At 61.2% G+C, this 24,426-nt stretch carries 21 protein-coding genes and 3 pseudogenes; 6 read left to right on the top strand and 18 right to left on the bottom strand.

Annotation, left to right across the window (positions count from 1 at the left end; all coding sequences use genetic code 11):
• Positions 1-76 precede the first annotated feature (76 nt).
• The 6 genes from ACQ5BM_RS08835 to ACQ5BM_RS08860 all read right to left on the bottom strand — a co-directional run bounded on the left by ACQ5BM_RS08835 (position 77) and on the right by ACQ5BM_RS08860 (position 6,265).
• Positions 77-1,126 (bottom strand): sn-glycerol-3-phosphate import ATP-binding protein UgpC, encoded by a 1,050-nt coding sequence (locus tag ACQ5BM_RS08835; RefSeq protein WP_429810153.1) that lies wholly within the window; start codon positions 1,124-1,126, stop codon positions 77-79.
• Entirely contained in the window at positions 1,126-1,974 is an 849-nt protein-coding gene (gene ugpE / locus ACQ5BM_RS08840) for a sn-glycerol-3-phosphate ABC transporter permease UgpE (protein WP_429810155.1), read from the bottom strand. The genes ACQ5BM_RS08835 and ugpE overlap by 1 nt, the downstream gene beginning before the upstream one ends.
• 7 nt (positions 1,975-1,981) lie before the next feature.
• A complete protein-coding gene (ugpA, locus tag ACQ5BM_RS08845) occupies positions 1,982-2,863 on the bottom strand; it encodes a sn-glycerol-3-phosphate ABC transporter permease UgpA (RefSeq protein WP_429810156.1) in 882 nt (293 codons plus the stop codon).
• A gap of 167 nt (positions 2,864-3,030) precedes the next feature.
• Positions 3,031-4,335 (bottom strand): sn-glycerol-3-phosphate ABC transporter substrate-binding protein UgpB, encoded by a 1,305-nt coding sequence (ugpB, locus tag ACQ5BM_RS08850; RefSeq protein ID WP_429810158.1) that lies wholly within the window; start codon positions 4,333-4,335, stop codon positions 3,031-3,033.
• A 309-nt stretch (positions 4,336-4,644) separates the two neighbouring features.
• Positions 4,645-5,568: a DMT family transporter gene (locus ACQ5BM_RS08855; RefSeq protein WP_429810159.1), complete on the bottom strand. Its 924-nt coding sequence runs from the start codon at positions 5,566-5,568 to the stop codon at positions 4,645-4,647.
• 52 nt (positions 5,569-5,620) lie between these two features.
• Positions 5,621-6,265: a glutathione S-transferase family protein gene (locus tag ACQ5BM_RS08860; RefSeq protein WP_429810161.1), complete on the bottom strand. Its 645-nt coding sequence runs from the start codon at positions 6,263-6,265 to the stop codon at positions 5,621-5,623.
• 255 nt (positions 6,266-6,520) lie between these two features.
• Here ACQ5BM_RS08860 and ACQ5BM_RS08865 point away from each other — a divergent pair, with 255 nt between their 5' ends.
• Positions 6,521-7,450 (top strand): LysR family transcriptional regulator, encoded by a 930-nt coding sequence (locus ACQ5BM_RS08865; RefSeq protein WP_429810163.1) that lies wholly within the window; start codon positions 6,521-6,523, stop codon positions 7,448-7,450.
• A gap of 101 nt (positions 7,451-7,551) precedes the next feature.
• Here ACQ5BM_RS08865 and ACQ5BM_RS08870 read toward each other — a convergent pair whose 3' ends face one another.
• The 6 genes from ACQ5BM_RS08870 to ACQ5BM_RS08895 form a co-directional block, all read right to left on the bottom strand.
• Entirely contained in the window at positions 7,552-8,358 is an 807-nt protein-coding gene (locus ACQ5BM_RS08870) for an inositol monophosphatase family protein (protein ID WP_429810165.1), read from the bottom strand.
• Positions 8,355-9,389, bottom strand: coding sequence for a sugar phosphate isomerase/epimerase family protein (locus tag ACQ5BM_RS08875; protein ID WP_429810167.1), 1,035 nt, complete (start codon positions 9,387-9,389; stop codon positions 8,355-8,357). Before ACQ5BM_RS08875 ends, ACQ5BM_RS08870 begins: the two co-directional genes overlap by 4 nt.
• Positions 9,390-9,412: 23 nt before the next feature.
• Entirely contained in the window at positions 9,413-10,471 is a 1,059-nt protein-coding gene (locus ACQ5BM_RS08880) for an ABC transporter ATP-binding protein (protein WP_429810169.1), read from the bottom strand.
• A gap of 2 nt (positions 10,472-10,473) precedes the next feature.
• Positions 10,474-11,262, bottom strand: coding sequence for an ABC transporter permease (locus ACQ5BM_RS08885; protein WP_429810171.1), 789 nt, complete (start codon positions 11,260-11,262; stop codon positions 10,474-10,476).
• Entirely contained in the window at positions 11,259-12,143 is an 885-nt protein-coding gene (locus ACQ5BM_RS08890; protein WP_429810173.1) for an ABC transporter permease, read from the bottom strand. Before ACQ5BM_RS08890 ends, ACQ5BM_RS08885 begins: the two co-directional genes overlap by 4 nt.
• Positions 12,144-12,224: 81 nt before the next feature.
• Entirely contained in the window at positions 12,225-13,319 is a 1,095-nt protein-coding gene (locus ACQ5BM_RS08895) for an ABC transporter substrate-binding protein (RefSeq protein ID WP_429810516.1), read from the bottom strand.
• Between the two features lie 251 nt (positions 13,320-13,570).
• Between ACQ5BM_RS08895 and ACQ5BM_RS08900 the strand changes: the two genes are divergently transcribed.
• The 4 genes and pseudogenes from ACQ5BM_RS08900 to ACQ5BM_RS08915 form a co-directional block, all read left to right on the top strand.
• Positions 13,571-15,082, top strand: a complete 1,512-nt coding sequence (locus ACQ5BM_RS08900; protein WP_429810175.1) for a PLP-dependent aminotransferase family protein — start codon at positions 13,571-13,573, stop codon at positions 15,080-15,082.
• Positions 15,083-15,245: 163 nt separating this feature from the next.
• Positions 15,246-15,428: pseudogene (locus ACQ5BM_RS08905) on the top strand (FitA-like ribbon-helix-helix domain-containing protein); the annotation flags it as partial.
• A pseudogene (locus ACQ5BM_RS08910) lies at positions 15,428-15,846 on the top strand (type II toxin-antitoxin system VapC family toxin). The pseudogenes ACQ5BM_RS08905 and ACQ5BM_RS08910, both read left to right, overlap by 1 nt.
• A pseudogene (locus ACQ5BM_RS08915) lies at positions 15,843-16,066 on the top strand (hypothetical protein); the annotation flags it as partial. The pseudogenes ACQ5BM_RS08910 and ACQ5BM_RS08915, both read left to right, overlap by 4 nt.
• Positions 16,067-16,133: 67 nt before the next feature.
• Here the strand turns inward: ACQ5BM_RS08915 and ACQ5BM_RS08920 are convergent.
• The gene (locus ACQ5BM_RS08920) at positions 16,134-16,883 is read right to left on the bottom strand and encodes an SDR family NAD(P)-dependent oxidoreductase (protein ID WP_429810177.1); all 750 of its coding nucleotides are present in this window, start codon (positions 16,881-16,883) and stop codon (positions 16,134-16,136) included.
• Between the two features lie 58 nt (positions 16,884-16,941).
• Between ACQ5BM_RS08920 and ACQ5BM_RS08925 the strand changes: the two genes are divergently transcribed.
• The gene (locus ACQ5BM_RS08925; RefSeq protein ID WP_429810179.1) at positions 16,942-17,874 is read left to right on the top strand and encodes a LysR family transcriptional regulator; all 933 of its coding nucleotides are present in this window, start codon (positions 16,942-16,944) and stop codon (positions 17,872-17,874) included.
• Positions 17,875-17,922: 48 nt separating this feature from the next.
• Here the strand turns inward: ACQ5BM_RS08925 and ACQ5BM_RS08930 are convergent, their stop codons facing one another.
• From ACQ5BM_RS08930 to ACQ5BM_RS08950, 5 genes are all read right to left on the bottom strand, one after another.
• Positions 17,923-18,618, bottom strand: a complete 696-nt coding sequence (locus ACQ5BM_RS08930; protein WP_429810181.1) for a response regulator transcription factor — start codon at positions 18,616-18,618, stop codon at positions 17,923-17,925.
• A 1-nt stretch (position 18,619) separates the two neighbouring features.
• Positions 18,620-18,997, bottom strand: coding sequence for a response regulator (locus ACQ5BM_RS08935; RefSeq protein ID WP_429810182.1), 378 nt, complete (start codon positions 18,995-18,997; stop codon positions 18,620-18,622).
• A 1-nt stretch (position 18,998) separates the two neighbouring features.
• Entirely contained in the window at positions 18,999-19,640 is a 642-nt protein-coding gene (locus ACQ5BM_RS08940) for a response regulator transcription factor (protein WP_429810184.1), read from the bottom strand.
• On the bottom strand, positions 19,637-22,846 hold the full coding sequence (locus tag ACQ5BM_RS08945) for a PAS domain-containing protein (protein ID WP_429810186.1): 3,210 nt from the start codon (positions 22,844-22,846) through the stop codon (positions 19,637-19,639). Before ACQ5BM_RS08945 ends, ACQ5BM_RS08940 begins: the two co-directional genes overlap by 4 nt.
• Before the next feature lie 399 nt (positions 22,847-23,245).
• The gene (locus ACQ5BM_RS08950) at positions 23,246-24,226 is read right to left on the bottom strand and encodes an alpha/beta fold hydrolase (RefSeq protein ID WP_429810188.1); all 981 of its coding nucleotides are present in this window, start codon (positions 24,224-24,226) and stop codon (positions 23,246-23,248) included.
• Between the last annotated feature and the right edge of the window lie 200 nt (positions 24,227-24,426).

A 24,426-nucleotide genomic window follows, 5' to 3' on the forward strand; every position in this document is an offset into this window, starting at 1 on the left:
GGCTTTGTAATTTGCGGTATTGAAACCGTGGTCTTTTTGCAGCCTCACGGCCCTGAAGCGCACTCGAACTGGGGCCTCATCCAAACCGATGTCCGTTCGCATCGAACATGTGAAGCGCCTCGGCGCTCGCACCGACTTTCACCGCGTCGCCGATTGCATTGCGGGCTCGCCCGGAAACACGAAAGATCAGTTCACTGCCGTTTTCGAGCCTACCGTGCAGCAGGCTTTCGGCTCCAACCAGTTCGATACCATCGACGCGGACCGTCGCCTCGAAGGCCGGAGCCGCAGTATTGGCAGGTAGCGGGGAAAGGTCCTCTGGACGGACACCCAGCGTAAAGTCACCATTCGGACGCGCCACGTCAGGGGCGAGCGACCATCCCGCCGATGCGTCCCTGCCGTGCAGCAGGTTCATGGAAGGTGAGCCGATGAAGGTGGCGACAAAGGTGGTTGCGGGCCTTTCGTAGAGGTCCAGCGGCGTGCCGACCTGTTCGATCCGGCCGGCGCTGACGACAACGAGCCGGTCGGCGAGCGTCATCGCTTCCATCTGATCGTGTGTGACATAGACGCTCGTCGTTCCAAGGGAGCGTTGCAGTCGCTTGATCTCTATACGCATCTGCCCGCGCAGCTTCGCGTCGAGATTTGACAGCGGCTCATCGAAGAGAAAGGCAGCGGGTTGGCGAACGATGGCCCGTCCCATGGCAACGCGCTGGCGCTGGCCGCCCGAGAGCTGACGCGGCTTGCGGTCGAGATAGGGTTCGATCTCGAGCGTCTTCGCCGCGGCGGCGATGCGCCGATCGATCTCGGCGGCCGGCGTTTTCCGATTCTTGAGACCATAGGCGAGATTCTGCCGCACGGTCATATGCGGATAAAGCGCGTAATTCTGGAACACCATCGCGATGTCGCGTTCCGCCGGCTCGACATTGTTGACCTGACGCCCGCCGATGAGGATGTCGCCGCCTGTAATGCCTTCGAGGCCTGCGATCATGCGCAGAAGCGTGGATTTGCCGCATCCCGACGGGCCGACCAGAACGACGAACTCGCCGTCGTTGATGTCGAGCGAAACGCCCTTGATCGCCTCCACCGTGCCGTAGGTCTTGCGGACGTCTTTGAGGGTAATCTCAGCCATTACTTTTCTGTCTCCACAAGGCCTTTGACGAACCAGCGCTGCATCAGCACGACGACGAGAATGGGGGGAATGATCGCAAGGATTGCGGTCACCATGACATAATTCCAGGGTGTCGAGGCGTCGGTGAAATCGATCATCCGCCTGAGCCCGATGATGATCGTGTTCATTTTCGCATCGTTGGTAACGAGCAGCGGCCAGAGATATTGGGTCCAGCCATAGATGAAGAGAATGACGAAGAGTGCGGCGATGTTCGTTGCCGAGAGCGGCAGCAGGATGTCCCGCATGAAGCGGAATGGACCGGCATTGTCGATGCGCGCGGCCTCGACCAGTTCGCCCGGTATCGTCAGGAAGAACTGGCGAAAGAGGAAAGTCGCCGTTGCCGAAGCCATCAACGGCAGCGTCAAACCGGCATAGGTGTCGATCAGGCCGAGATCGACGATCACCTTATAGGTCGGCAGGATACGCACCTCGACCGGAAGCATCAGGGTGATGAAAATCATCCAGAAGAACAGCATTTTCAGCGGGAAACGAAAGAAGACGATCGCGAAGGCCGACAGGAAGGAAATCACGATCTTGCCGACGGCAATCGCGACCGCCACGACCGTCGAATTGAACAGCAGCCGCTCGAGGCTGACGCCGACGACGCGCTCGACGCCGCCACCGACCGCCTCCTTGTAGTTCGAGACGAGATGATCGCCGACCGCAAGCGACATGGGTGGCCGCACGATCTCGATCGAAGTGTGCGTGGAAGCGACGAAGGTGTAGTAGATCGGCAGCGCGACGATGATGATCCCGAGCACGAGCACCAGGTGGCTGATCAGGGTGGAAATGGGACGATTCTCGATCATCGGCGTCTCACGAATAATGGACCCGCTTCTCAACGAAGCGGAACTGGAAGGCCGTCAGTGCGACGACGATGATCATCAGGATCACCGACTGCGCCGCCGAACTGCCGAGGTCGAGATTGACGAAACCGTCGTTGTAGACCTTGTAGACGAGCGTCTCGGTCGCCTTTGCCGGACCGCCCCCGGTCACCGCGTGGATGATGCCGAAGGTATCGAAGAAAGCGTAGACGGTGTTGACGACGAGGAGGAAGAAGGTCGTCGGCGCGAGAAGCGGAAAGACGATGGTCCAGAACCGCTTGGTGCCGCGCGCGCCGTCAATTGCTGCTGCCTCGATCAGCGATTTCGGGATTGCCTGCAGACCAGCGACGAAGAAGAGGAAATTGTAGCTGATCTGCTTCCACGCCGCCGCGACGATGACCAGCCACATCGCCTGATTGCCATTGAGCAGCGGATCCCAGACGAAGCCGTTCCGCCGCAAGATATAGGCGAAGGTTCCCATCGCCGGATTGAACATGAAAAGCCACAACATGCCGGCAACCGCCGGGGCGACCGCATAGGGCCAGATCAGGAGCGTTCGGTAGACGTTGCGCCCGCGCACCACACGGTCGGCCGAGGTAGCGAGCAAAAGCGCGAGAGCCATCGACAACAGCGCCGTCGCGAGACTGAACACGACCGTCACCTGCAGCGAATGCAGATAGTCCGGATTGGCGAGAATGGCCCGGAAATTGGCGAGGCCGACAAAACCGGACTTCAGGCCGAACGGATCCTCACGCAACACCGACTGGTAGAGCGCCTGGCTTGCGGGCCAGAAGAAGAAGACGACCGTCAGGATAATCTGCGGCGCAAGCAGAAGATAGGGCAGCACCTTGTTGGGGAACACGACGGACTGCATGAAATGACCCTTCCATGAATAACCAGTCCGCACCGCCTACAGCGTCGCGCGTCCTATCAGACGCGCAAAGGCCGCTGTAGCACTTTGAAATGCTGCATGTTTTTGTCCTTTAATCGGCGACGATTAACGGAAACATGCAGTGGCGGTGCGGACGTTTGCTGAGAGGATCAGTTGCCGATCGCTGCAGTGATCGCCGCGTTTGCCTTCGCTACACCTTCGCTGAGGGCCGTCTTTGCATCCTTCTGGCCAGCAAGCATCGCCTCGAATTCTTCGTTGAGAATGTCGCGAACCTGCGGAAGGTTGACGAGGCGAACGCCCTTCGAATTTTCGGTCGGCGCCTTGCCCATCATCTGCTTGATCGGCGTTTCCCGGCCCGGGTTCTTTTCATAAAAGCCGGATTTCTTGGTTTCCTCATAGGCTGCGAGCGTCACGGGCAGATAGCCCGAGACCTGGTGGAGCTGGGCCTGGGTTTCCGTCTTCGACAGGAAATGGAAGAATTCGGCCACGCCCTTGTACTCGGCGTCACTCTTACCGGCGAAAACCCAGAGACTTGCGCCACCGGGAATGGTGTTTTGCGGGCCATGGCCTTCATAATAGGGAAGCTGACCGACGCCATAATTGATGCCCGACTTCACGATGTCACCGAGACCACCGGACGATTCAGTCAGGATCGCGCATTCACCTGACATGAAGAGCTGCTTTGCTTCCGAGGTGCGGCCGCCGTAGCGGAACGTACCGTCCTTGGCGAGGTCGGCAATCGACTGGAAATGCTCGACGAAAAGCGGAGCATCGATCTTCAGTTCCACTTCGAGGCCGGCAAGCCCGTTTTCCTTCGTACCATAGGGTACATTGTTCCAGGCCGCGAAGTTCTCGGTCTGGATCCAGGTCAACCAGGTCGAGGTGAAGCCGCAATTTGCCGCCCCGCTCGCCTTGATTTTCTTCGCCGCGTCGAAGACCTCAGGCCATGTCGCCGGCGGCTTTGCCGTGTCGATGCCGGCCTTCGTGAGAGCGTCCTTGTTGTAATAGAGCACCGGGGAAGAGGAGTTGAAGGGGAAGGACAGCATGGTACCGTCCGGCTTGGAATAATAAGCAACGATACCCGGCAGGTACTGATCCCTGTTGAACTCGTAGCCGCCCTTCTTAAGAACGTCCGCCACCGGGACCACGGCGCCCTCGGCACCCAACATCACGCCACTGCCTGCATCGAAGACTTGCAGGATGGCAGGAGCCTGCTTGGAGCGGAAGGCGGCGATACCGGCATTCAGTGTCTCGGCATAGGTCCCCTTGAAGACCGGAACAACCTTGAATTCCGACTGGCTTTCGTTGAACTCCTTGGCAAGCCGCTCAACCGTTTCGTTGTTGGCGCCGGTCATTGCATGCCACCAGGCAAGTTCCGTCGCCGCGAAGGCGCTCGAGGTGGCAAAGATCGAAAGCATAGATGTGGCCGCAAGGGTGCATTTCAAAGCTCTCATGGCGGTTCCTCCCATTGGTAAGACGATAAGTCCCGATACTCAGGCACATCGACTCTCCTCAATCGGACGCGCCCGACTTTCGTAGCGAAAGTGCACCGATTAAAAACGAACGATAACGAACCCGCAAGAGAAAACTGGAACGGAAAATTCGCAGATTTTTCATACTGGAATATTCGTTCTGCTTCATATGCGAATGGCGGATGAAGCGGCCCAACGGACAGAACGAGATGGATCCAGCAAAACGGCGGCGGTAACATGGTAATTCTCGAGCGGCCGGCGATCGCCGACCGCAAATAGATGGCTCCTGTCTCAGACGAGCTTGATGAGAGCGACGCCCGCAAGCAGCAGCAGCACCCCGGCAAGACGCAGGCCTGACACCGGCCTTTGCGGGAGGCGAAACCAGCCGTAACGATCGACGAACACGCTTGCCACCTGCTGGCCCGCGACCGTGAAACCAACGGCGGCAGCAGCGCCGATCACCGGGATCGCCGTAAAGACCGTGGTGACATAGGTCGCTCCGGCGAGGCCGCCCAGCCAACCCCACCAGGGCATGGCCTGCACGCCGACGATGTTGGGACGGGGTGTCTTCTGCCCGGCGAGCGCCAAGAGCAGCACCGCTGCCATGGCGAGCGTAGCGACGAAGAACGAGATCGCGCCTACCGCAAACGGCGCACCGCCAAGATCCTGGCGCAGCAGCGCATTGACGGCCCCCTGGACCGGGAGCACCGCACCGGCCACGAGTGCCAGGGCGATCCACCCAAGTTTGTCAGCCTCGAGCTTGTCCTTTGCGCCTTGGCCGAACACGATCATGCCGACGCCGATGAGCACGACGAGCGTACCGACCGCGGCTCCGCCCCGAAGCCCGGTTTGCACGACACCCAGCAGGCCGAAGATATCGAGCGAGAGAGAGGCGAGCATCTGCCCGGCGATAAAGAGCCCGACGGAAACGACTGCGCCGAGGCGGGGGAAGAGAACGATCGTCGAGACGACGTAGACGGCCGAGGCAGTGCCTCCAACGAGGTGCCACCACTTAGCCTGCGGAACGGCAGCAAGCACGGCCAGTGTCCCGGTGAACAGGGCGACCAGAACCAGCAAGCCGGTGCCGATCGCGAGCTGGAGCGTGGTCGCCGCGAACGGCGATCCGACCGCTTTCGAAAGTTGCGCGTTTGCGCCGGCCTGAACGGCGAGCAAGCCGCCCGCTAAGAGAGCCAATGGGACGAACAGGGTCTCCATGACGGGACCTCCTTGATAAGAATGACGTTGAAGACGGATGGGAGAGAAGAGATCAGGCGTTGATGCGCTCGCGAGCCGGAAGCCGCGGCACGACAAGTCCACGCAGGACCGCCGGGCGTGCGCCGACAGCCATGTACCAGCGCGCAAGGTTGGGCGTTCCGTCGAGTGTGAGGCCGAGCTTGGTGAGCCCGGCATGGATCCATGGCCAAACCATCACATCGGCGAGGCCATAGGTCTCGCCCGCGACGTGGGCGTGCCTCACCAGTTGCCCCTCGAGCACCCGGTAGACACGATTTGCCTCCTGCTCGAAGCGGCCGATGACGTAGGGGATCTTCTCCGGCGCGAAGACCTTGTAGTTCCAAAGCTGGCCCAGCGTCGGCCCGACATGGGCTGCCTGAAACAGGATCCAGCTTTGCACCTGGACGCGTTCCGCATCGCAGCCGGGCAGGAGCACACCAGATCGCTCGGCGAGGTAGTGCAGGATTGCGCCGGACTCGAAGACGGTGCGATCCCGATCGGGATCGACAATGACCGGAATCTTGTTGTTGGGATTGAGGGCCACGAACTCCGGCTTCCTTTGCTCGCCCGCTTCGATATCGACGACGTGAACATCGTAAGGCAGTCCAGCCTCCTCCAGCATGATCGAGGCCTTGTGACCATTCGACGTCTGGTAGGTGTAGAGTTGGATGGGGGTCATCTTGTGTCTCCATCGACCGGCCCGTCCGATCGTGGCTACTTAGTTAGACCGTGCTTTCTCGCAGAGCGATCTGTTGCTTTGCCAAATTCTTCTGCATATTTGCACATCCCGAGCGATGACGACGGCGCCGGCTGACGCAACATTGTGGGCGTGACCAGGCGAGGTCTTCTTGGCGAATCCGATCAATAATGGCGGGCACGGTGCTGCCACTTCGCTCGCTCGATCACCACCCCCTGTTGGAGCTTTGGGCAATCAATGCACAACCATCACCGTATCGACTGGGAAGACCTCCGTTTTGTCTTGGCGGTCGCGGAGGCAAACTCCCTCGCCGCTGCTGCCCGCGCGCTCGGCGTCAATCACACCACCGTGCTGAGACGCGTAGGATCGTTCGAGCAGAAACTGGGGGGTCGGCTTTTTGATCGCCTCCCTTCCGGCTACACGCTGACAGCCGGGGGCGAGGAACTGCTCGCGGTGGCCCGCCAGATGGCCGAGACCGTCACGGAACTCGAACGCCGACTGACGGGGCAGGACCTGCGTCTGGAGGGCAGCCTGCGCATCACCACTACCGATACACTCATGGCTTCGATTCTGCCGTCGATATTGGCAGCCTTCCGAAAGCTCCATCCCGGCGTCCTGCTCGAGGTGAGCACCTCGAACGCTCTCGCAAATCTCTCCCATCGCGACGCGGACGTCGCCATTCGGCCAGCGGTCGATTCACCGGATGCCCTGGTCGGCCGCCGCATCGCGAGCGTTGCCTTCGCCATCTATGCGGCGCCCTCCTATCTTCGGGAACGCGGCCTCGCTTCAGTCGAGGAGATCGAATACGCAAACGAACGCTGGGTTGGGCTCGGCGATGCGCTTGCCTCCACAAGCGTCGCACGATGGATGCGTGCGATGCTGCCCTCTCCAACGGTGCTGCGTTGTGACTCACTCGTTACGGCGCGCGAAGCTGCCGCAGCCGGCATCGGCCTTACCGCCCTTCCGTGCTACCTCGGCGATACGACAGCCGGGCTGGTGCGCATCGGCCCGCCTGTCGCTGAAATGACGAGGGAACTTTGGCTCCTTACCCACGAGGATCTCCGCCGCACGGCCCGCGTCAGTGCCTTTACCGAGTTTGCGGGCCAGGCACTCGCCAAACAACGCCCGCTGCTCGAAGGGCATCTTCCCTTGGAACGCTCCCGCTAGGGAAATGCGGCTGCCCCGACAGCGCCGCGCGTCTGATCAGACGCGCAAAGGTCTCTGTAGCATTTTGATTTGCTGCATGTGTCGATTTAAGGAGACATGCATTAGGTCGCGGGATCTGTCCCCTGCTTCAGCCGGTCGAGTGCTTCGGCGTGGAGCGTCTGGTTTGCTGCCATCAGGACCGTCTCGTACTGGCTCGCATCTGTCAGCGACCGGCCCTCCCAGTCCGTAACGATACCGCCCGCCCCTTCGATGATGGGTATCTGCGGGAGGATGTCGTAGTCGAACACGTTGCTCTCGACCAGAAGGTCCACGCTGCCAAGCGCCAACAGTCCGGCTGCATAGCAATCATGAGACATTCGCGTGAAACGCGCCCCCGCGGCGAGCCGCGAGAAGCGCTCTCTGGCATCGAGATCGAACTGCTCTAACGCCGATGTATAGACGATCGCCTCCTTGAGGCGGGCCGTATCGCTCGTTCGGACTGGCACACCGTTGAAGAGCGTCGGGCTTGTGTGCTGGCCGACCCAGCGCTCGTTCGTTATCGGCTGATCAATAATGCCGAGGACCGGCGCCTCCTGATGCAACAGAGCGATCTGGATGCCGAAAGCAAGCGAGCCGGAAGCAAAGGATTTCGTGCCATCAATCGGGTCAAGCACCCAAACCCATTCCGCATCCGCATTTGAAGTGCCAAACTCCTCGCCGCGAACACCGTGGCCAGGAAAGCACTTCTCGATCATCTGCCGCATCGTCATTTCGGCAAGGCGATCGGCGACGGTAACGGGACTGCTGTCCGCCTTGGCGGCGATCTCGATCCGCTGGCGAAAATAGGGACGGATAACGGTAGCGGCGGCATCGGCCATTTCGTGGGCAAATGCCAGAAACGCCGGCGGACAGACATGTTCAGCCGTCATGCTTCAACCTTCTCGGCTTGGGTTGTAATTCTCTGCAGCAGGATTCTGACGGTATCGACCTGTCGACGGGCAGCAGTGGCCTCCTGGCGCAACCGGGCTTCCTGATCGCCCGTTTCGATCGCCGTGAAGCTAGGCGAACGGGCAGGAATGAACGGGTCTCGAGCCTCGGCGGCGAACCGGAGTGCCGGTGCGAAATAGCCCTCCTCTTCTTCCAGCCCGAAGGCCAGAACCTGGGGCTTGTCGCCGCCAAGCAGCAGGAGTTCCACCAACATCGCGAGCATCGGCAAATCGCCGTCCCCAGACAGGCAGGCGAGATGGGCCCAGCCGCCGCGATCGGGTCTGACGAGGCAGTCCTTGACATGCACCTCGGTGATGTATGCCGACTGGGCGGCCAGAGCCGACATCGGCATTTCAAATGCATTGATCATGTTACCGAAATCGAAGAGAAGACTGAGGCGCGGATTAGCGACCGCCTCGATAATCTGGATCAATTCCTCCGACTTGAGATCCTCGTGCTGTTCAAGCGTGAAGCGGAGCCTGCCGTCGGGATCGAGTATCTTGAGCTGGCGGAGATCTGCGATCGTCCATTCGACGATCTCAGAGACCCGCCCCTCGTAGCGCGGATAGCAGCGAAGTGAAGTAGCGCCCGTGGCAAGCGCAATGCGCACGGCATCCGAGAGCCCGGGCAGCTCCGTCGTGCTGGTTTCGACATGCAATTCCAGGCCGAGCCCGCCAACCGCTGCCCCAAAGGCACGCAGCTCTTCGTCCGGCATTCTGGCGAGACTTGCCTGCTCGCCGTCTTCGACGTGAATCTTGAGACCCGAGAGCCCCTGTGCTTTGGCGAACTCAGCCAGATGCAAGGGTTTCATGCCGCCAAAGCGGAAGTTCAGATGAAAGGCATAGGCATGAGCAAAAAGCGGCGCACATCGCGCCCGTGCAGCCAGCAGCGCGCGGCTCTCAGCGGACAAGCTTTCTATTCTCTGTCGCCAATTCGGACGAGGCGTCATTTCCCACGACATATCGGTCACCATCCCCTATTCCTTCCCGCGCTGCGTCAGGCGGCAAGAACGAGCAGGTCGCGATCAGAAATGCTGACCTCGACCGGGGTGCCGACCGAAGGCGGAGGCCTGTCGGGTTGGTTGAACGTGTCGAGTGAGACGAACTGACCGGCAACCGCGACCCGGATGCGGATGACCGAACCCAGGAAATGCACCTCCGCGATGTGGCCGGGGAGAACGACGCTGCCTTCTCCCTTTCGCCCCAGCGCCACGGTTTCCGGCCGAAGCGCTAGGCTCACCCGGTCGCCGGTCCGCCCGGGCAGCTCACGGTTCAGCGCCACCGGTAAATCCCCCAACCCTACGCGCCCTGCGGCGGCGTCGAGAAGGCTGGCGTCCAGGAGATTGAGCGTGCCGACGAACTGCGCCACGAAACGCGTCGCCGGACGATTGTAGATTTCAAATGGCGTGCCGACCTGATCGGCAATGCCCTGATGCATGACCACAACCCGGTCTGACATCGACAACGCCTCTTCCTGATCATGCGTCACGAAGATGGTGGTGATACCGAGCTCGCGCTGGATGCGGCGGATCTCCTCCCGCAGGCTCGTGCGTATCTTCGCGTCAAGCGCCGACAGCGGCTCGTCCAGCAGCAGAACCTGCGGTCGGATTGCCAGCGCACGCGCCAAGGCAACCCGCTGCTGCTGACCGCCGGAAAGCTGGAAGGGGTAGCGTTCGCCAAGGTTCGGCAGGCCGACCATTTCCAACATTTCGCCGACACGCGTGCGAATGTCCGCCTTTCCTTCACCCTTTATTCGCAGCCCGAACCCGACGTTCTGCTCGACAGTCAAGTTGGGAAAGAGCGCATAGGCCTGGAAGACCATCCCGATGTTGCGACGGTTGGCAGCAAGTCCGCTGACATCGCGCCCGTCGATGCAAATCGCGCCTGATGTCGGCGTCTCAAAACCAGCCACCATACGCAGGACCGTCGTCTTGCCGCAGCCGGAGGGCCCGAGGAAGGAGATGAATTCGCCCTTCTCGATGTTGAGATTGAAATCCTTGACGACGCGATGCGCGCCGAAGGACTTTTCCAGATGAAGGATGTCGAGAAAGGCCATGGTTAGCGCCTCACGGTGGAGAATTTGGAAAAGCGGGTGAAAAGCTGGATCAGCCCCATACAGGCCCAGGTAATGGCAAAGGCCACCACCGCGAGCGCGGATGGTTCATAGGCTCGGTTGCCGCCCATCCAGACCATGTAGGGGCCGAAGGAGCCGACGTTGAGCAAGGCGGCAAAGACATATTCGCCGATGACGATCGCGAAGGTCAGGAACGCCCCGGAGAGTACCGAGACGAAGACGTTCGGCAGGATGACGACGGCGAGAATGCGCGCCCAGCCGGCCCCAAGGCTCTGTGCTGCCTCCGTCAGGCTGCCGATATCGATGGTACGAAGGCCCGTATCCACCGAGCGATACATGTAGGGGAGCGACAGCGTCGCATAGCCGAACAGAAGCAGGAGATTGGTACCCCACCAGCTTCCCGTCAACGGCAGGACCGAGGACGTATTGTAGATGCGGATATAGCCGAAGACGATGACAATCGGCGGAATGACCAGCGGCAGCAGCGTGAGGAACTCGACGATCGGGCGCAGGCCCGGAAACCGCAACCGCACGAAATAGGCGGTCGGGACCACGATCAGGATACCGAGCACGATCGTCAGCAGCGCCAACACGACCGAATAGCCGAACGTCTGCTGGAATTGCGGATCAGCCAGCACGACACGGTAGGCCTCGAAGCTGTAACCATCGCGCCGCATGCGCATCGAGAAATCGAACATGCCGACGAGCGGCAGCAGGAAGTAAAGTCCGCCGAAAAGGACGGCGAGCCAGGACCAGAGGCGTCTCTCCGTCATTTGACCCACCTTTCCGCGCGCATGCGCAGGAGGATGTAGATTGCATTGGCAATCGCGGTCAGCAGGATCATGGCGAAGGCAATGGCGTAGCCCAGATGCGGGTCGTTGAGCACGTCGCCGCGAACCTGCGCAAACAGCACGATGGGGGCGATCGAGAGCGACGAGCCCGTAAGGGCGATGGCGGTGGCAACCGCTCCAAAGGCATTGGCGAAGAGCAGCGCCAGTGTGCCGAGCAGCGAGGGCCAGAGCACCGGCAATGCGACTATGCGCCAATATTGCAAGCCGCTGGCGCCAAGGCTTGAGGCCGCCTCGCGCCATTCGCGCCGCAACCCTTCCAGGGCGGGGGTGATGATCAGCACCATCAACGGGATCTGGAAATAGAGGTAGGTAAGCGCCAGGCCCAGAAACGAGACGATGTTGAAGCCGGCACCGTAGAGATTGATGCCAAACCAATGGCGCAACAGCATTGTCACGAAGCCGAGGCGGCCGAGTGTTGCGATGAAGGCGAAGGCGAGCGGCACACCGGCAAAATTCGAGGCGACGCCCGAGAAGGTGAGGATGGCACTGCGAAGCGGGCGCGGGAGGCCGCCGAGCGTGATGGCGGCAGCGATCAGGAAGCCGAACAGACATCCGAGTGCCGCCGTCAGCAGGCTCAGTTCGATCGAAATCCAGAAGGCTGACCGTATGGAGGGTGACAGAAGCTTGCCAAGGTTCTCCAGCGTCAGTTGTCCGTCAGCGTTACGGAACGCGCCGAGCACGATGTTGAGTGTCGGCAGGATCAGGAAGAGCGTGGCGAAGAGGAAGAAAGGGGCAACCCCGAGCCAACTGAAAACCTGCCGCGGCCGGAACGCCACCGGCAGGGATGCGACGCTTGTCGTCATCGGATTTGTCCCTGGAATAAATTGCGCCAAAGCGGGCGAGAGGCTTCGTGACAGGTAAGCCTCTCTGCCCAAGCGGAAGACTTACTTCACGTTGGCGCCGACCACCTTGTCCCAGCCCTCGACCACCGCGGTCTTGTTGGCGGAAAGTTCGTCGACCGTCGGGAAGATCGCCTTTTCATAGGCTTCGGCCGGCGGCAGCTTGTCGAGCAGATCCTGCGGGAACTTGCCGGCCTTCAGCATGGCGTTGAAGCGTGCCGGGTGGCAGTAGCCCTTCAGCCATCCGGTCTGGCCCGCGTCGGAATAGAGATATTCCATCCAGAGCTTGGCGGCATTCGGATGCGGCGCATAGGCCGAGATCGCCTGTACATAGACGCCGGCGACGACACCGCTTGCCGGCACGACCACGTCCATCGGCGGATTGCCTTTCAGTGCATCGCGCCAGGACAAAAGATTGTAGTCCCAGGCAGCGACGATCGGCGTCTGCCCTTGCGCGATCGTGCCGGCCTTGCCAAGCACCGGCACGAAGTTGCCGGACTTATTCAGTTCTGCAAAGAGCTCCAGGCCCTTGCCGCCGGAATCCGTTCCGGGCTTGGCACCGCGCGAAATACCGGCCGACATCAATGCGAGGATCGCCTGCGCGGAGGATCGCGGGTCGCCGGTCAAGGCCACCGCCCCGGAGTATTCCGACTTCGACAGATCCGACCAGTCGGCCGGTGCGGTCTCAAGCAGGTCCTTGTTCACGCCGAAGGCCATGACGCCGTAATAATCGCCGTACCAATAGCCCTTATCGTCCTTGATGTTGTCGGGGATTTCGTCCCAGGTGGCCACCTTGTATGGCTGAAGCAGACCCTCTTGCGCGGCGGCCGGCGCGAAGGCCAGGCCGAGATCGACGACGTCAGGAGCCTGCGAACCCGTATTGCCCTTGTTGGCCCGGATCGCTTCCAACTCATCGGCCGTACCGGCGTCAGGGTTCAGTTCGTTGACCTCGATGCCCGGATATTTGGCCTTGAACCCCTCTATGACCTCGCCATAGTTGCACCAGTCGTGCGGCAACGCGATGACAGTCAGCATGCCTTCCTTCGTGGCGGCAGCGACCAGCTCTTCGGCGGGTTCGGCGCGCGCGAAGCCCGGCAGTGCTGCGGCCAAGGCAAGCGTGGAGACGAAGGCGCGGCTCATTGCGCGCGATACAAGCTTGTTCATAAATTCCTCCTGTTGTCCGTCAGCGACGGATCGTGGGCGATGGCTGCTTTTATGTCCTTGCATCCGGTCGTCGGCATCACCGCCTGCCCGGTTCCCCCGCACCTTGTCTGCGTCCTGCGAAGGGCTGCATCGGTGCGTTTTCGTGTAGGGACAGGATGTAACAATTGGACGACGAAGAAACGTCCATTATGATGCATTTGACTGTACCAATTTTCAGAGACGCATCGATGGTCAAACAACTTGAAGGCCCTATCCTGCCTTTCCTTCGCCTTGACGCCACGATCGCGCTGCCGAAATTCCGCCAGGTGCAGGACCAATTGCGCGCGGCGATCCTCAAGGGGCACTTACGCGCCGGAACACGGCTGCCCGCAAGCCGCATCCTTGCCGAGGAGTTGGGCTTGTCGCGCCAAACCTTGGTGCGGGTGCTCGAGAACCTGAAGGCGGAAGGTTACCTGGAGGCACGGCAGGGAGCCGGCACTTTCGTGTCGGCCGCCCTGCCCCGCCAATCCGCCAACCGCCGCTTCACTCCAATTCGGCGAGATCCCGCGGAGACTGCACCGCCGCGCCTTTCGCGTATCGGCGACCTCTCACGCCTGATGTCGGCCGATATCGGCCAGATGGAAGACAAGCCTTTCCTGCCGAATCGTCCGGCGCTCGACCGGTTTCCTTTCGCCGTCTGGCGGAAATGCTGGAATTCGGTGACGCGCGGCGGCAAGGCCGTGGCCATGGGCTATGGCGACGTTGCGGGAGAACTGGTTCTGCGCCAAAGGATCGCCGAATATCTGGCCCTGCATCGGCGCGATCCCTGCGATCCCGAGCAGATCGTCATCACGCCCGGCGGGCATGCCGCCTTTACGCTCGCAGCCCTGGCGCTTGGGGATCCTGGCGATGGGATATGGTTCGAGGATCCGGGGCCCGTGACCACCAGCAACCTTTTCCGCACGCTCGGGCTGCGGCTATGTCCGGCCGACGTCGACGCAGACGGTATGGATGTCGAAAGCGTCTTGGCGCGCCATCCCGATGCACGCCTTGCCTTCGTGATGCCGTCACGCCATCACCCACTCGGCATTACCCTGTCGCTGCCCCGCCGGCTTGCCCTGCTCGAGTGGGCCCGGGCAAACGATGCCTGGATCATCGAGGACGATTACGACAGTGAATTCCGTTATGACGGTGCGCCGCTGCCCTCCATGCGCTCGATCGATGGCTCCGACCGGGTGATCTATGCGGGCAGTTTCAGCAAGGCGCTCTACCCGGGAATCCGCGTCGGTTATCTCGTCTTGCCGCCGCAGCTCGTCGGGACCTTTCGCACACTCTCCGGATTGATCCATCGCAGCCTGCCAGTGGAAACCCAGCTCGCCCTCGCCGAGTTCATCGGCGGCGGTCATTTTGCCAGCCATCTGCGCCGCATGCGTGGCCTTTACGCCGAGCGCCGCGAGGCCTTCATCCAGGCCGGGCGAGTTACTCTTGCCGGACTTGCACGCATCGACTGCTCCGAAAGCGGGCTCAATGCGCTCGCCTGGCTGGAGGGGGGTCGAGAGGACCAGGCCCCGCACCGCGCGGCGCTCGATGCGGGGCTGCAATGTTATCCGCTATCCGACTATACGATCGCGTCACCCCGGCCCGGGGCGCTCATTCTGGGCTATGCCGGCGTTCCGGCGGATCGGATGAGACCTCTTCTTCTTCGGCTGGCCGAGGCGATTGCCCGAAAGGAAAGCCACCTCGGGAGATCAGGCGGTTGAGGAACCTCTCAGCCACCAAAGCCCAGCCGTTCGGCTCCTCCGTAACGCCGCGAACTCGCGGCGCCACTCTGTAACCGATGCCCCCCGCAACATACCGCACCGCCTTCTCTAACGTCATTGTCGAAGGGCGCGCAGCGGCTTGCCAAGCACCATGTCGGAGGCCCACGGCCGTTCGATGGAAGACGAAGCACGCGACATCTTGAAAATCGTGTTGGCGCAGCAGGAGACAACAGTGGAAAACCTCGCTGGCGCTATCCGCGCCCGTTTGCAGCCGCTTGGCGGCGTCGAACTGGAACTTCCCGCGCGTGAGCCGATACGTGACGTTCCGCATTTCTCCGCCCTCTAATCGTTTTCGACACAAACATCATACCCGAGCTGCTGTTGCCGGCTCCGGAGCCCGCGGTTGTCGACTGGCTTGCGGAACAGCCTTCCGCCGCAGTCTTCACGACCACGATCACCGAAGCCGAAATCCTATATGGTCTACGTCTTCTTCCCGATGGGCGCCGCCGGCGCGACCTTGAAGCGGCAATCTTGCCGATCTTTGCGCAAGATCTCGCCGGTCGCGTCCTACCGTTCGATCGGGAGGCCGCCGACGTTTACAGTTTAATTGCAACTGAGCGGCGCAAGGCCGGTCGCCGATTAGTCAGTTCGACGCGCAGATCGCCTCCATCGCCCTCTCGCGCGGCGCCGCGCTGGCAATTCGGAATGTTCCGGATTTCGAGGGTGTCGGTTTGGTGATCGTCAACCCGCGGACGGGCAGATAAGGTGGTCGAAGGTCGCAAAGCGCCTTGGCGCGCTCCTTACAGATGAAAACGTCGCGATGTTCAAGCACTTGGCCAGCGAAAGCATGGGCGACAATACGCTGCGGGCGTTTGCCTCCGATCTCGGCTATCTCGAGGCCTGGTGTCAGCTTGCGATCGGCAGCCCCTCCCCTGGCTAGCGCCCGAGAGCCTGCAGCTGACCTTCGTCCCGCACCACCTCTGGGTGGCGCGTCGCACGGTCGCGCTGTGGTACTGCGGGCGCCGACTAGGTGTAACAGCCACCAAGCCTTTTAAGCCAGGGTCATGCCGCCGTCGGCATGAAGTTCGATCCCGTTGACGAAGCTGCTCGCGTCGGAGGCGAGGAAGAGCGCGGCGCGCGCCAGCTCCTCCGGCCGTCCCATCCGCCCTGCCGGGATGAGCGACGCCATATGGTCCTCGAATGCGGGACGATCGGCCTCCGATACGCCGAGTTTGCCGAGGATTTCCGTCTCGACCGGTCCCGGGCTCAGTATGTTGACGCGGATGCGCCGTGCCTTGAATTCGATCGCCCAATTCTTAGCGAAGGCAGCGACGGCGGCCTTCGAGCCGGCGTAGACCGCGTGATTCGGCAACACCTTTGTCGCCGCCAGCGAACTCGTGACGATGATGCTGCCGCCATCGCGGATCAGCGGTGCGATCGTCTGCACACCGAAGAACACGCCGCGCGTGTTGATGGCGAAATGCCGGTCGTAGTCTTCCGGTGTCACACTGTGGGAGGCAGTGAGATTGATGACGCCGGCGTTGGCAACATAGATATCGAGGCCACCAAAATGGTTCTCCACCATGTCCACCACCTCGTGGTGATGTTCGAGATCGGTGACGTCGCCCACGATGCCAATGGCATGATGACCGATGTCGCGCACCGCATGGTCGACGACATCCTGGCGTCGACCGGTGATGATGACCCGCGCGCCTTCCTCGGCGAATAGCTTGGCGGTCGCCCTGCCGATGCCGCTATTGCCACCGGTGATAACGGCGACCTTGTCTTTGAGATGTTGCATTGTTTATCTCCTTTCAACTGAGTTTGAGATAAACGCCGGCACTCTCATCCATTAGACCATGGGCAGGCACATGATCTGTGCCGCGGAGTCGCAAATGCCGAACCTGCTGAACGAGACGTCTGGATTGATGGCCTTTGTGCGAACGGTAGAGGCCGGTTCCTTTAGCGCCGCGGCGCGCAATCTCGATACCACACCATCGGCGGTGTCGAAGAGCGTGGCGAGGCTTGAAAAGAACATCGGTGCGCGCCTCTTTCTGCGCTCCACCCGGGCCCTGACGTTAACACAGGATGGCCAGATTTTCTTCGAGCGCGTCGCACCGCTCCTGCGGGATCTGGAAACGAGCGACGAGGTGATCGGTTCCCACGCCGCACTCTCCGGCCGCCTTCGCGTCAGCATGCCAAGCGAGCTGGCACCCCTGATGCTGCCGCGGCTGTTTACACGCTTCGCGGCCGACAATCCGAACTTACATCTTGATATTGGCCTTACGGACCGATTTGTCGATCTGATCCGTGAGGACTACGATGTAGTCTTGCGCGCTGGCAATCCGACGCAAGGCGAATTGATTGTTCGCCATCTGGCCGACCTGCCGATGGTGATCGTTGCATCTCCGGTTTTTCTTGCAACCTGGGGCAATCCTCTGTCTGTCGAAGGTCTGATAGCCGTGCCTTTTGCCCGCTACGCGCTCGGTGGCTTGATCCAGCCTGTACGCCTGGCAGACGGCAAGAGCTTTGTTCCTGGCGGCCGCGTCGATTGCGATTCAGGCGCCGCGCTCATCCAGGCGGCCCTCGCTGGATTGGGCGCGGCCTATCTGCTGCGGTGTCTGGTGACGAAGGAGTTGCAAGCCGGTGCGCTTGTCGCGCTCGCATCGGAGATTGCGCTTCCAAGCCTGCCATTCAATGCATTGCACGCCTTTGGTCGCACCGTGCCCTCGCGCGTCAAACTGTTCTGCGACTTCATGGCACGCGAGGCGAGAGCCATCGAAGCGATGTGAGCCAGCGTATCATCGCCGGAATGGAGATCCTTCGCAGGATCGATCCCGTCAGAACAAGGCGCCGCCGGCCTCGCGCATCGCCATGGGCAGCGTCTCCCAGGCCCTGATCAACTCGCCGATCGACCCGGCCTCCATCTTGCGCATGACATTGGCGCGGTGCAGCTTGACCGTGACCTCGCTTATTCCGAGGTCGAAGGCGATCTGCTTGTTGAGCCGCCCTCGCGCCACTTCGCACAGAATCTCGCGCTCTCGATGCGTCAGCGTCTCAAGGCGTTCGATGTTGCGCTTAACGACCCGGGCATTGGCCCGTCGCGACGCATCGAGCGCAATGCCGGCGATCACCGCATCGATCAGCGTCTGGTCGCGCACCGGCTTGGTCAGGAAATCGACGGCACCTGCCTTCATCGCCTGCACGGTCATCGGGATGTCGCCGTAGCCGGTCAAGAAAATGATCGGCTTTGCATTGCCGCTCTGCACCAGCTGGTGCTGCAGGTGAAGCCCGCTCGCCCCAGGCATGCGCACGTCAAGGATCAGGCAGCCGGGGCTGTCCAGTATGTCGGCGTCGAGCACTTCACGGGTCGAGGCGAAACTCACGGGCCGAAAGCCTGCGGAGAGGATCAGTTCCGACAAGGCCTCGCGAACAGCCGCGTCGTCATCGACGATGACGACGATGGGCTCACTTGCTGTATGCTTGTGCTGCCGCCGCAGCGGTGCCGATCTCGGGAGCGGCTGGTCAATTCGCATATCACCCTCCATTTCTCGATTTCCGCAAAGCTTCCCCCATCGCGACGAGCAGGGCAGGCGCATCGAAGGGCTTGCGGAAAAAGCCGCTGATGCCCTGCGCGCGGCCTTGGTCAGCGATCTCGTGGCGGCCGGTGACTAGGAATACCGGCAGTTCCGGACGCGCCTTGTTGATGATGTCACGAAGCTCAAAGCCATTCGTGCCTGGCATGCCAATATCAGTGATCAGAAGGTCCAGGTCCGACAGGCCGCGGGCGAGCAGGTGCTCGGCCGAGCGGAAACAGCAGGCCGCATAACCGGCGGATTCCAGCAGTTCTTCCAGCGACTCCAGCAGCCGCGGATCATCGTCCACGACCGCGACGATCGGTTTAGTCTTCTCCATCTCAATTTCCTCCCGTCCGGCGCGAATGGGTGATCGGTATTCCCAATCGCTCCGCGATGCGCACGAGGTCGGCGAGCGATGCTGCCGCCATTTTCTGCATGACATTCCTCCGATGGATTTGCAGTGTCACTTCGCTGATTCCGAGTTGCGATGCCGCCTGCTTGTTGAGCAGGCCGCTGACGACGAGCGGCAGGACATCGCGTTCGCGTGGCGTCAATTCGAGATAGTGCTGCCTCAGCAGGCTCAGTTCAGCCCGTTCCGATCGCTTTCGCCGATCCTCGGAAATCGCCATATGCACTGCGGTCATGAGGTCCGCGTCGCTGAACGGTTTGGTGAGGAAGTCCACCGCACCATGCTTGATCGCCCGCACCGAGGAAGGGATGTCACCGTGGCCGGTAATGAAGACGATCGCCGGATGATCGCCCTCGGCGATTTGTCGCTGCAGTTCGAGGCCGTTGATATCGGGCAATTCAACGTCGAGTATCAGGCAGGCAGGTGAATCCGGTTTCTCGGCGTCCACATAGTCGCCCGCCGAACCGAACGCGATAGCGCGCATGCCGTGGGTCTCCAGGAGCTCGCCAAGCGCCTCCCTGATGCGTTCGTCATCGTCGACGATGAAAACAATAGGATCGTCCGTTGTCATAGCGCCGCTTTCCCCACGGTCGGCAGGGTGAAAATGAACCGTGCGCCGCGCGGTTCATTGTTCTCGGCCCATAAACGCCCGCCATGCGCCTCGACGATCGAACGGCAGATGGCGAGACCCATGCCCATTCCATTCTCTTTCGTTGTGAAGAAGGGTTCGAAGATCTGATCCGGGAACTCGATGCCGTTGCCGCGGTCGCCTATTTCGGTCTGCACCTCACTGCCCACGCGATGGGCGCGCACGGTGACCGATTTCTCCCCTGCGATGTCCTCCTCCATTGCCTCCATGCCATTGCGCATGAGATTGACCAGGACCTGCTGGATCTGGATGCGGTCGATCGCGATCGCCGGAAGGTTGTCTTCCATGTCGATGTCGATCCGGATCCGACGGCGCAAAGCCTCCCCTGCCACCAGGTTACACGCCTCAGTGATGACGCCGGAAAGCGACAGGCTCGTCCTATTTTCAACGGATTGCTTGAACAGCGCCCGGATACGGCCGACGACTTCGGCCCCTGAGTTGGCGTCGCGGATGACCCGTTCGATCGTGATCTTGGCGCGCGCGACATTGACGGGCTCAGCCGACAACCAGCGGTAGCACGCATGCGAATTGGCGACGATCGCCGCCAGGGGCTGGTTCACCTCATGGGCGATGGATGCCGACAGCTCCGCGAGGCTCGCTGCTTGGCTGGCGCGCGCAAGCCGTTCCTGCGCCAGGCGCAGCTCTTCTTGCATGCGCACCTCGCCATCGATATCCAGGCAGATGACGTTCCATTGTACGATGGTGCCGTCATCCTTGCGCATTGGCGCGGCCCGCGTTTCGACCCAGATATATTCGCCGTCGAAGCGCCGTAGGCGGTGCTTTCTGCGATAGGCTTCGCCGCTGGCCAGGCAATGGGCATAATGCTCCTTGACGCCCGCGACATCGTCGGGATGGACTCCGGCATCGAGCGTGCCGTTCAGCCGCGATTTGGCTTTCCCATCCAGCTCCTCCAGCTCATAGCCAAGGAACTCGCGCAGTTGCTGGCTGCGATAGACTGGCTCGCCGTTCGGCGCAGCACAATCGATCATCGCCGGCAGTGTTTCCACCAGTTGCCAAAGGAAGCGTTCTCTCTCGCGCAACGCCGCCTGCGCGCGCATCTCGTCCTCAATGTCGATCGAAGCAATATACCATTGCACGATTGTGCCATCTGCGTCGCGCAGTGGCTGTGCGCGCGCCTCTATCCAGCGATAGACGCCCTGCTTGTTGCGCCGGCGAAACCGGTTCGCGAAAGGCTGACCGGTCGCAAAGCCGTCCAATGCCCTCTGAAACATTGTTGAAAAGTCGTCTGGGTGAGCCACGTCTCGGGCCAGCGCATCGAAGTCTTTAATGTCCGCCGTCGGCGCACCAACGTCGTCGAGATATCGCTTGCTGGTGTAGGTCATCTCGCCTGAAGCGGCAAAGCTCAGGATATTGAAGGGCATGGCGTCGATCATTTGTTCCAGTTGCCGCTTGCTGCTCTTCAGCGCTTCTTCGGCCTGCACCTGATCGTCGATGTCGATGGATACCTGATACCAGTGAACGATCGCTCCGTCTTGATCGCGCAGAGGCTGCGCGCGCGCCTCCATCCAGCGATAGTTGCCGTCTTTCCAACGCCGGCGATACCGCATCATGAAGGCGTCGCCGGTTTTAAGCGAGTTGGCTGACGCTCGCAGCACCTCGGCGGCATCTTCGGGATGAACCAGCTTTTGCGCCACCCGGACACTATCTTCGAAGTTCGCCTTTGAAAGGCCGAGATCCTCCAAGGATCGCTTGTTGACGTAGGCCAGCTTGCCAGCAGGTGTCCAGCTCCAGATGTGGACTGGCAAGGCGTCCACAAGCTGCGAAAGCTCCCGCTCCCGGTCGCGCAAGGCCTCCTGTGCGCGCACCTCATCATCGATGTCGATGGAGATTGCGTACCATTGCACGATCTTGCCGCTGTCGTCCCGCAGTGGTTCCGCCCGGCCGTCAACCCAGCGATACACGCCGTCGGCGCGACGCATGCGATATTTCATCGAGTATGGTTCGCCTGTGGCGACGGCGTCGCGCACCGCCTGCAATAGTCTGGACGCATCATCCGGATGGACAAGAGTCTCGATGTTTGCCGCCAGTTGGCTGGTGCCCGGCCTTTTCAACTGTTGCGGGTCAAACCCGAAAAAATCCACCAGGCGTTTGTTGAAGAAGGTCGGCTCACCTTCGGGCGTCAGCCGTCTGATGTGGACTGGGACCATGTTCACGATCTGCGAGAGCTCTCGCTCTCGATCGCGCAGGGCCTCCACGCTCTCGCGTAATGTCAGCAACGCGAGCTGGTGCTGCCGGGATATGGCGGCCACGACCAGGGCCGAAAATGCCGAGATCGCCAGGAAGAGTTGCAGCACGATCTGGTTGTAGCGCTGGTTCTCAACATTTCCGGCAAACTGGCTGGCGCCGGATATCGTGAAGATCGCGGTTATCAGCGCCAGCAGGGCGAGAGTAACGGCAACCCCCTTGAATTCGAAGCGCACAGCAGCCCAAAGCAGCGGCGGCATGATGATGTAGGCGAAAGGCAGGATGCCGCCGAGGGAAAGAGCCGCTACCCCGAGAAGAATCAGTCCCAGGACGCACGCTTCAATCCATCGCGCAGTCGATAGCTCTGCCTTGCCGTTCCAGTTCTGGATCACGACCAGCGCGAGCGGCGCGACGATCAGGATCCCCGTGGCATCCCCGATCCACCAGAGAGGCCAAGCCCCAAGGAAGGTCTGCGAATATATGCCAAACCAGGCAAGCGTCGCGCTACCCAGCGTAGCACTCACGACGGGCGCGACTACCGCGCCCAGTGCGGCGAATACGAGAACTTCCTGCAGCGTTTCCAGTCGAGCCGGTCGGCCCAGGGCCCGGTTCATGACCCACGCGCCGAACACGGCTTCGAGCGCATTGCCTGCATATATCAGGAAGGCAGCAGGCAGCGGGCTATGGAACCAAAGGAGATTGCCGAGTAGCTCAGCGAGACCACCCACTATCACCCACCAGGGCCAACTCTTCATGGGAGCAAGGATGAGGGTGGCGATGAACAGCCCGCTCGGAGCCCAGATGGAAATGCCCGTTCCAGGAACGATTGCAAGAGCCTGCGCGAAGCCGCAACCGAGGACATAGGCCACAAAAAACAGACCCAGGTGCAGGAGTTGGGGGCGGTTCGACCAGACGCGCGTCATCGGCGGCTCCTGCAGGGAAAATAATGCCTGGGCGGCGCTGGCATATCGAGTGGTAGTCTCGACATCACAGCCAGCGATCCCGTGCCGTACCCTATTCGCGCTACTGCGCGGCCGCAACTTATGGAAATCCATGTATTGGCGGCGATTCCGTCGCTTGGCGGCCCTGGTGAAAAACTGTCTAGCCTCAATAATATCCGACATCCGTGTGGATGTTTCTGTCTCAGTCCAAAAGCCGAAGCGACGTCGAATCCATGTCGAAGTCCGTCGACCGGCTGACCGCGTTCCACTGCAGCGCGGCTGTCGATAGTGCCACGGGATCGAGGAACTGGCGCGGCAAGGCCGCGCCAGTTCCGGACGGGACGCGGAGCACGGCGGTTTGCTCCGCGATCCGGGGAGGGTTCAGCCCTTGAGGAAGGCGAGCAGGTCGGCGTTGACCTGGTCCTGATGGGTGGCGGTGATGCCGTGCGGCGCGCCGGGATAATAGATGTCCTTGGCGCCCTTGATCAGCCGGGCAGACTTGACGGCGGAATCCTTGACCGGAACGATCTGGTCGTCCTCCCCGTGCAGGACGAGCGTCGGCACATCGAACTTTTTCAGATCCTCGGTGAAGTCGGTTTCCGAGAATGCCTTGACGCATTCATAAGCGTTCAGCAGGCCAGCCTGCATGCTCCAAAGCCAGAATTGGTCGAGCGTGCCTTGGGAAACGTTCGAGCCGGGTCGATTGGCGCCGTAGAATTGCGGGGCAAGGTCACGATAGAATTGCGAGCGATCCTTGACGAGGCCAGCGCGGATCGCGTCGAACGCTTCGATCGGCAAGCCTTCGGGATTGCTCGCCGATTTCACCATGACCGGCGGCACGGCGGCGATGAGGACGGCCTTGGCGACGCGCTTCGTACCGTGCCGGCCGATATAGCGGGCGACCTCGCCGCCGCCGGTGGAGTGACCGACAAGCGTTGCGTCCCTGAGATCCAGCGCCTCGATAACGGCGGCCAGATCGTCGGCATATCCGTTCATGTCGTTCCCCGACGTCGGTTGGCTGGAGCGTCCATGGCCGCGGCGATCGTGCGCCACGACGCGGAAGCCGTGCTGGACGAGGAAGAGCATCTGGCCGTCCCAGGCATCTGAGTTCAGCGGCCAGCCGTGCGAGAAGGTGACGACCGGGCCGGTGCCCCAGTCCTTGTAATAGATTTCTGTGCCGTCCTTGGTGGTGATCGTGCTCATGGCTTGCTTTCCGTGATTGATGGTGGCGGGGAGAGGCTGCTTCGAAGTCTTTGCGGCGGCAACCCCGGGCAGGCCCACCGCGATACCGGCGGTGAGGCTGCCGAGCAGGGCGTCGCGGCGTGAGACGCCGACAGCCGATGGGTTTGAAATGTCTCGCATATTTTTTCCCTCGCTATGATTGGAATGCGAAAGAGGATGGAGACCGGCTGTTCGAAAAACTATTGGCCGAAAGCATCTGCGGACTGTGCGAAAGTCTAGGTGATCGCATCGAACCACTGGATTTCTCGGCCTTGACGACGGGCGGAACCGATTGAACGACCCCGATTGACCGGTTGGGATCAGGTTATCGTCGTCGGAAT

It is taken from the genome of Ensifer sp. B1-9, assembly GCF_050474445.1.
Classification (GTDB): Bacteria; Pseudomonadota; Alphaproteobacteria; order Rhizobiales; family Rhizobiaceae; genus Ensifer.

Bases quoted from the DNA above. Each gene is read 5' to 3' on its own strand.
- ACQ5BM_RS08835 (WP_429810153.1), bottom strand. From the start codon at position 1,126: ATGGCTGAGATTACCCTCAAAGACGTCCGCAAGACCTACGGCACGGTG.
- ugpE (WP_429810155.1), bottom strand. From the start codon at position 1,974: ATGATCGAGAATCGTCCCATTTCCACCCTGATCAGCCACCTGGTGCTC.
- ugpA (WP_429810156.1), bottom strand. From the start codon at position 2,863: ATGCAGTCCGTCGTGTTCCCCAACAAGGTGCTGCCCTATCTTCTGCTT.
- ugpB (WP_429810158.1), bottom strand. From the start codon at position 4,335: ATGAGAGCTTTGAAATGCACCCTTGCGGCCACATCTATGCTTTCGATC.
- ACQ5BM_RS08855 (WP_429810159.1), bottom strand. From the start codon at position 5,568: ATGGAGACCCTGTTCGTCCCATTGGCTCTCTTAGCGGGCGGCTTGCTC.
- ACQ5BM_RS08860 (WP_429810161.1), bottom strand. From the start codon at position 6,265: ATGACCCCCATCCAACTCTACACCTACCAGACGTCGAATGGTCACAAG.
- ACQ5BM_RS08865 (WP_429810163.1), top strand. From the start codon at position 6,521: ATGCACAACCATCACCGTATCGACTGGGAAGACCTCCGTTTTGTCTTG.
- ACQ5BM_RS08870 (WP_429810165.1), bottom strand. From the start codon at position 8,358: ATGACGGCTGAACATGTCTGTCCGCCGGCGTTTCTGGCATTTGCCCAC.
- ACQ5BM_RS08875 (WP_429810167.1), bottom strand. From the start codon at position 9,389: ATGGTGACCGATATGTCGTGGGAAATGACGCCTCGTCCGAATTGGCGA.
- ACQ5BM_RS08880 (WP_429810169.1), bottom strand. From the start codon at position 10,471: ATGGCCTTTCTCGACATCCTTCATCTGGAAAAGTCCTTCGGCGCGCAT.
- ACQ5BM_RS08885 (WP_429810171.1), bottom strand. From the start codon at position 11,262: ATGACGGAGAGACGCCTCTGGTCCTGGCTCGCCGTCCTTTTCGGCGGA.
- ACQ5BM_RS08890 (WP_429810173.1), bottom strand. From the start codon at position 12,143: ATGACGACAAGCGTCGCATCCCTGCCGGTGGCGTTCCGGCCGCGGCAG.
- ACQ5BM_RS08895 (WP_429810516.1), bottom strand. From the start codon at position 13,319: ATGAGCCGCGCCTTCGTCTCCACGCTTGCCTTGGCCGCAGCACTGCCG.
- ACQ5BM_RS08900 (WP_429810175.1), top strand. From the start codon at position 13,571: ATGGTCAAACAACTTGAAGGCCCTATCCTGCCTTTCCTTCGCCTTGAC.
- ACQ5BM_RS08920 (WP_429810177.1), bottom strand. From the start codon at position 16,883: ATGCAACATCTCAAAGACAAGGTCGCCGTTATCACCGGTGGCAATAGC.
- ACQ5BM_RS08925 (WP_429810179.1), top strand. From the start codon at position 16,942: ATGGGCAGGCACATGATCTGTGCCGCGGAGTCGCAAATGCCGAACCTG.
- ACQ5BM_RS08930 (WP_429810181.1), bottom strand. From the start codon at position 18,618: ATGCGAATTGACCAGCCGCTCCCGAGATCGGCACCGCTGCGGCGGCAG.
- ACQ5BM_RS08935 (WP_429810182.1), bottom strand. From the start codon at position 18,997: ATGGAGAAGACTAAACCGATCGTCGCGGTCGTGGACGATGATCCGCGG.
- ACQ5BM_RS08940 (WP_429810184.1), bottom strand. From the start codon at position 19,640: ATGACAACGGACGATCCTATTGTTTTCATCGTCGACGATGACGAACGC.
- ACQ5BM_RS08945 (WP_429810186.1), bottom strand. From the start codon at position 22,846: ATGACGCGCGTCTGGTCGAACCGCCCCCAACTCCTGCACCTGGGTCTG.
- ACQ5BM_RS08950 (WP_429810188.1), bottom strand. From the start codon at position 24,226: ATGCGAGACATTTCAAACCCATCGGCTGTCGGCGTCTCACGCCGCGAC.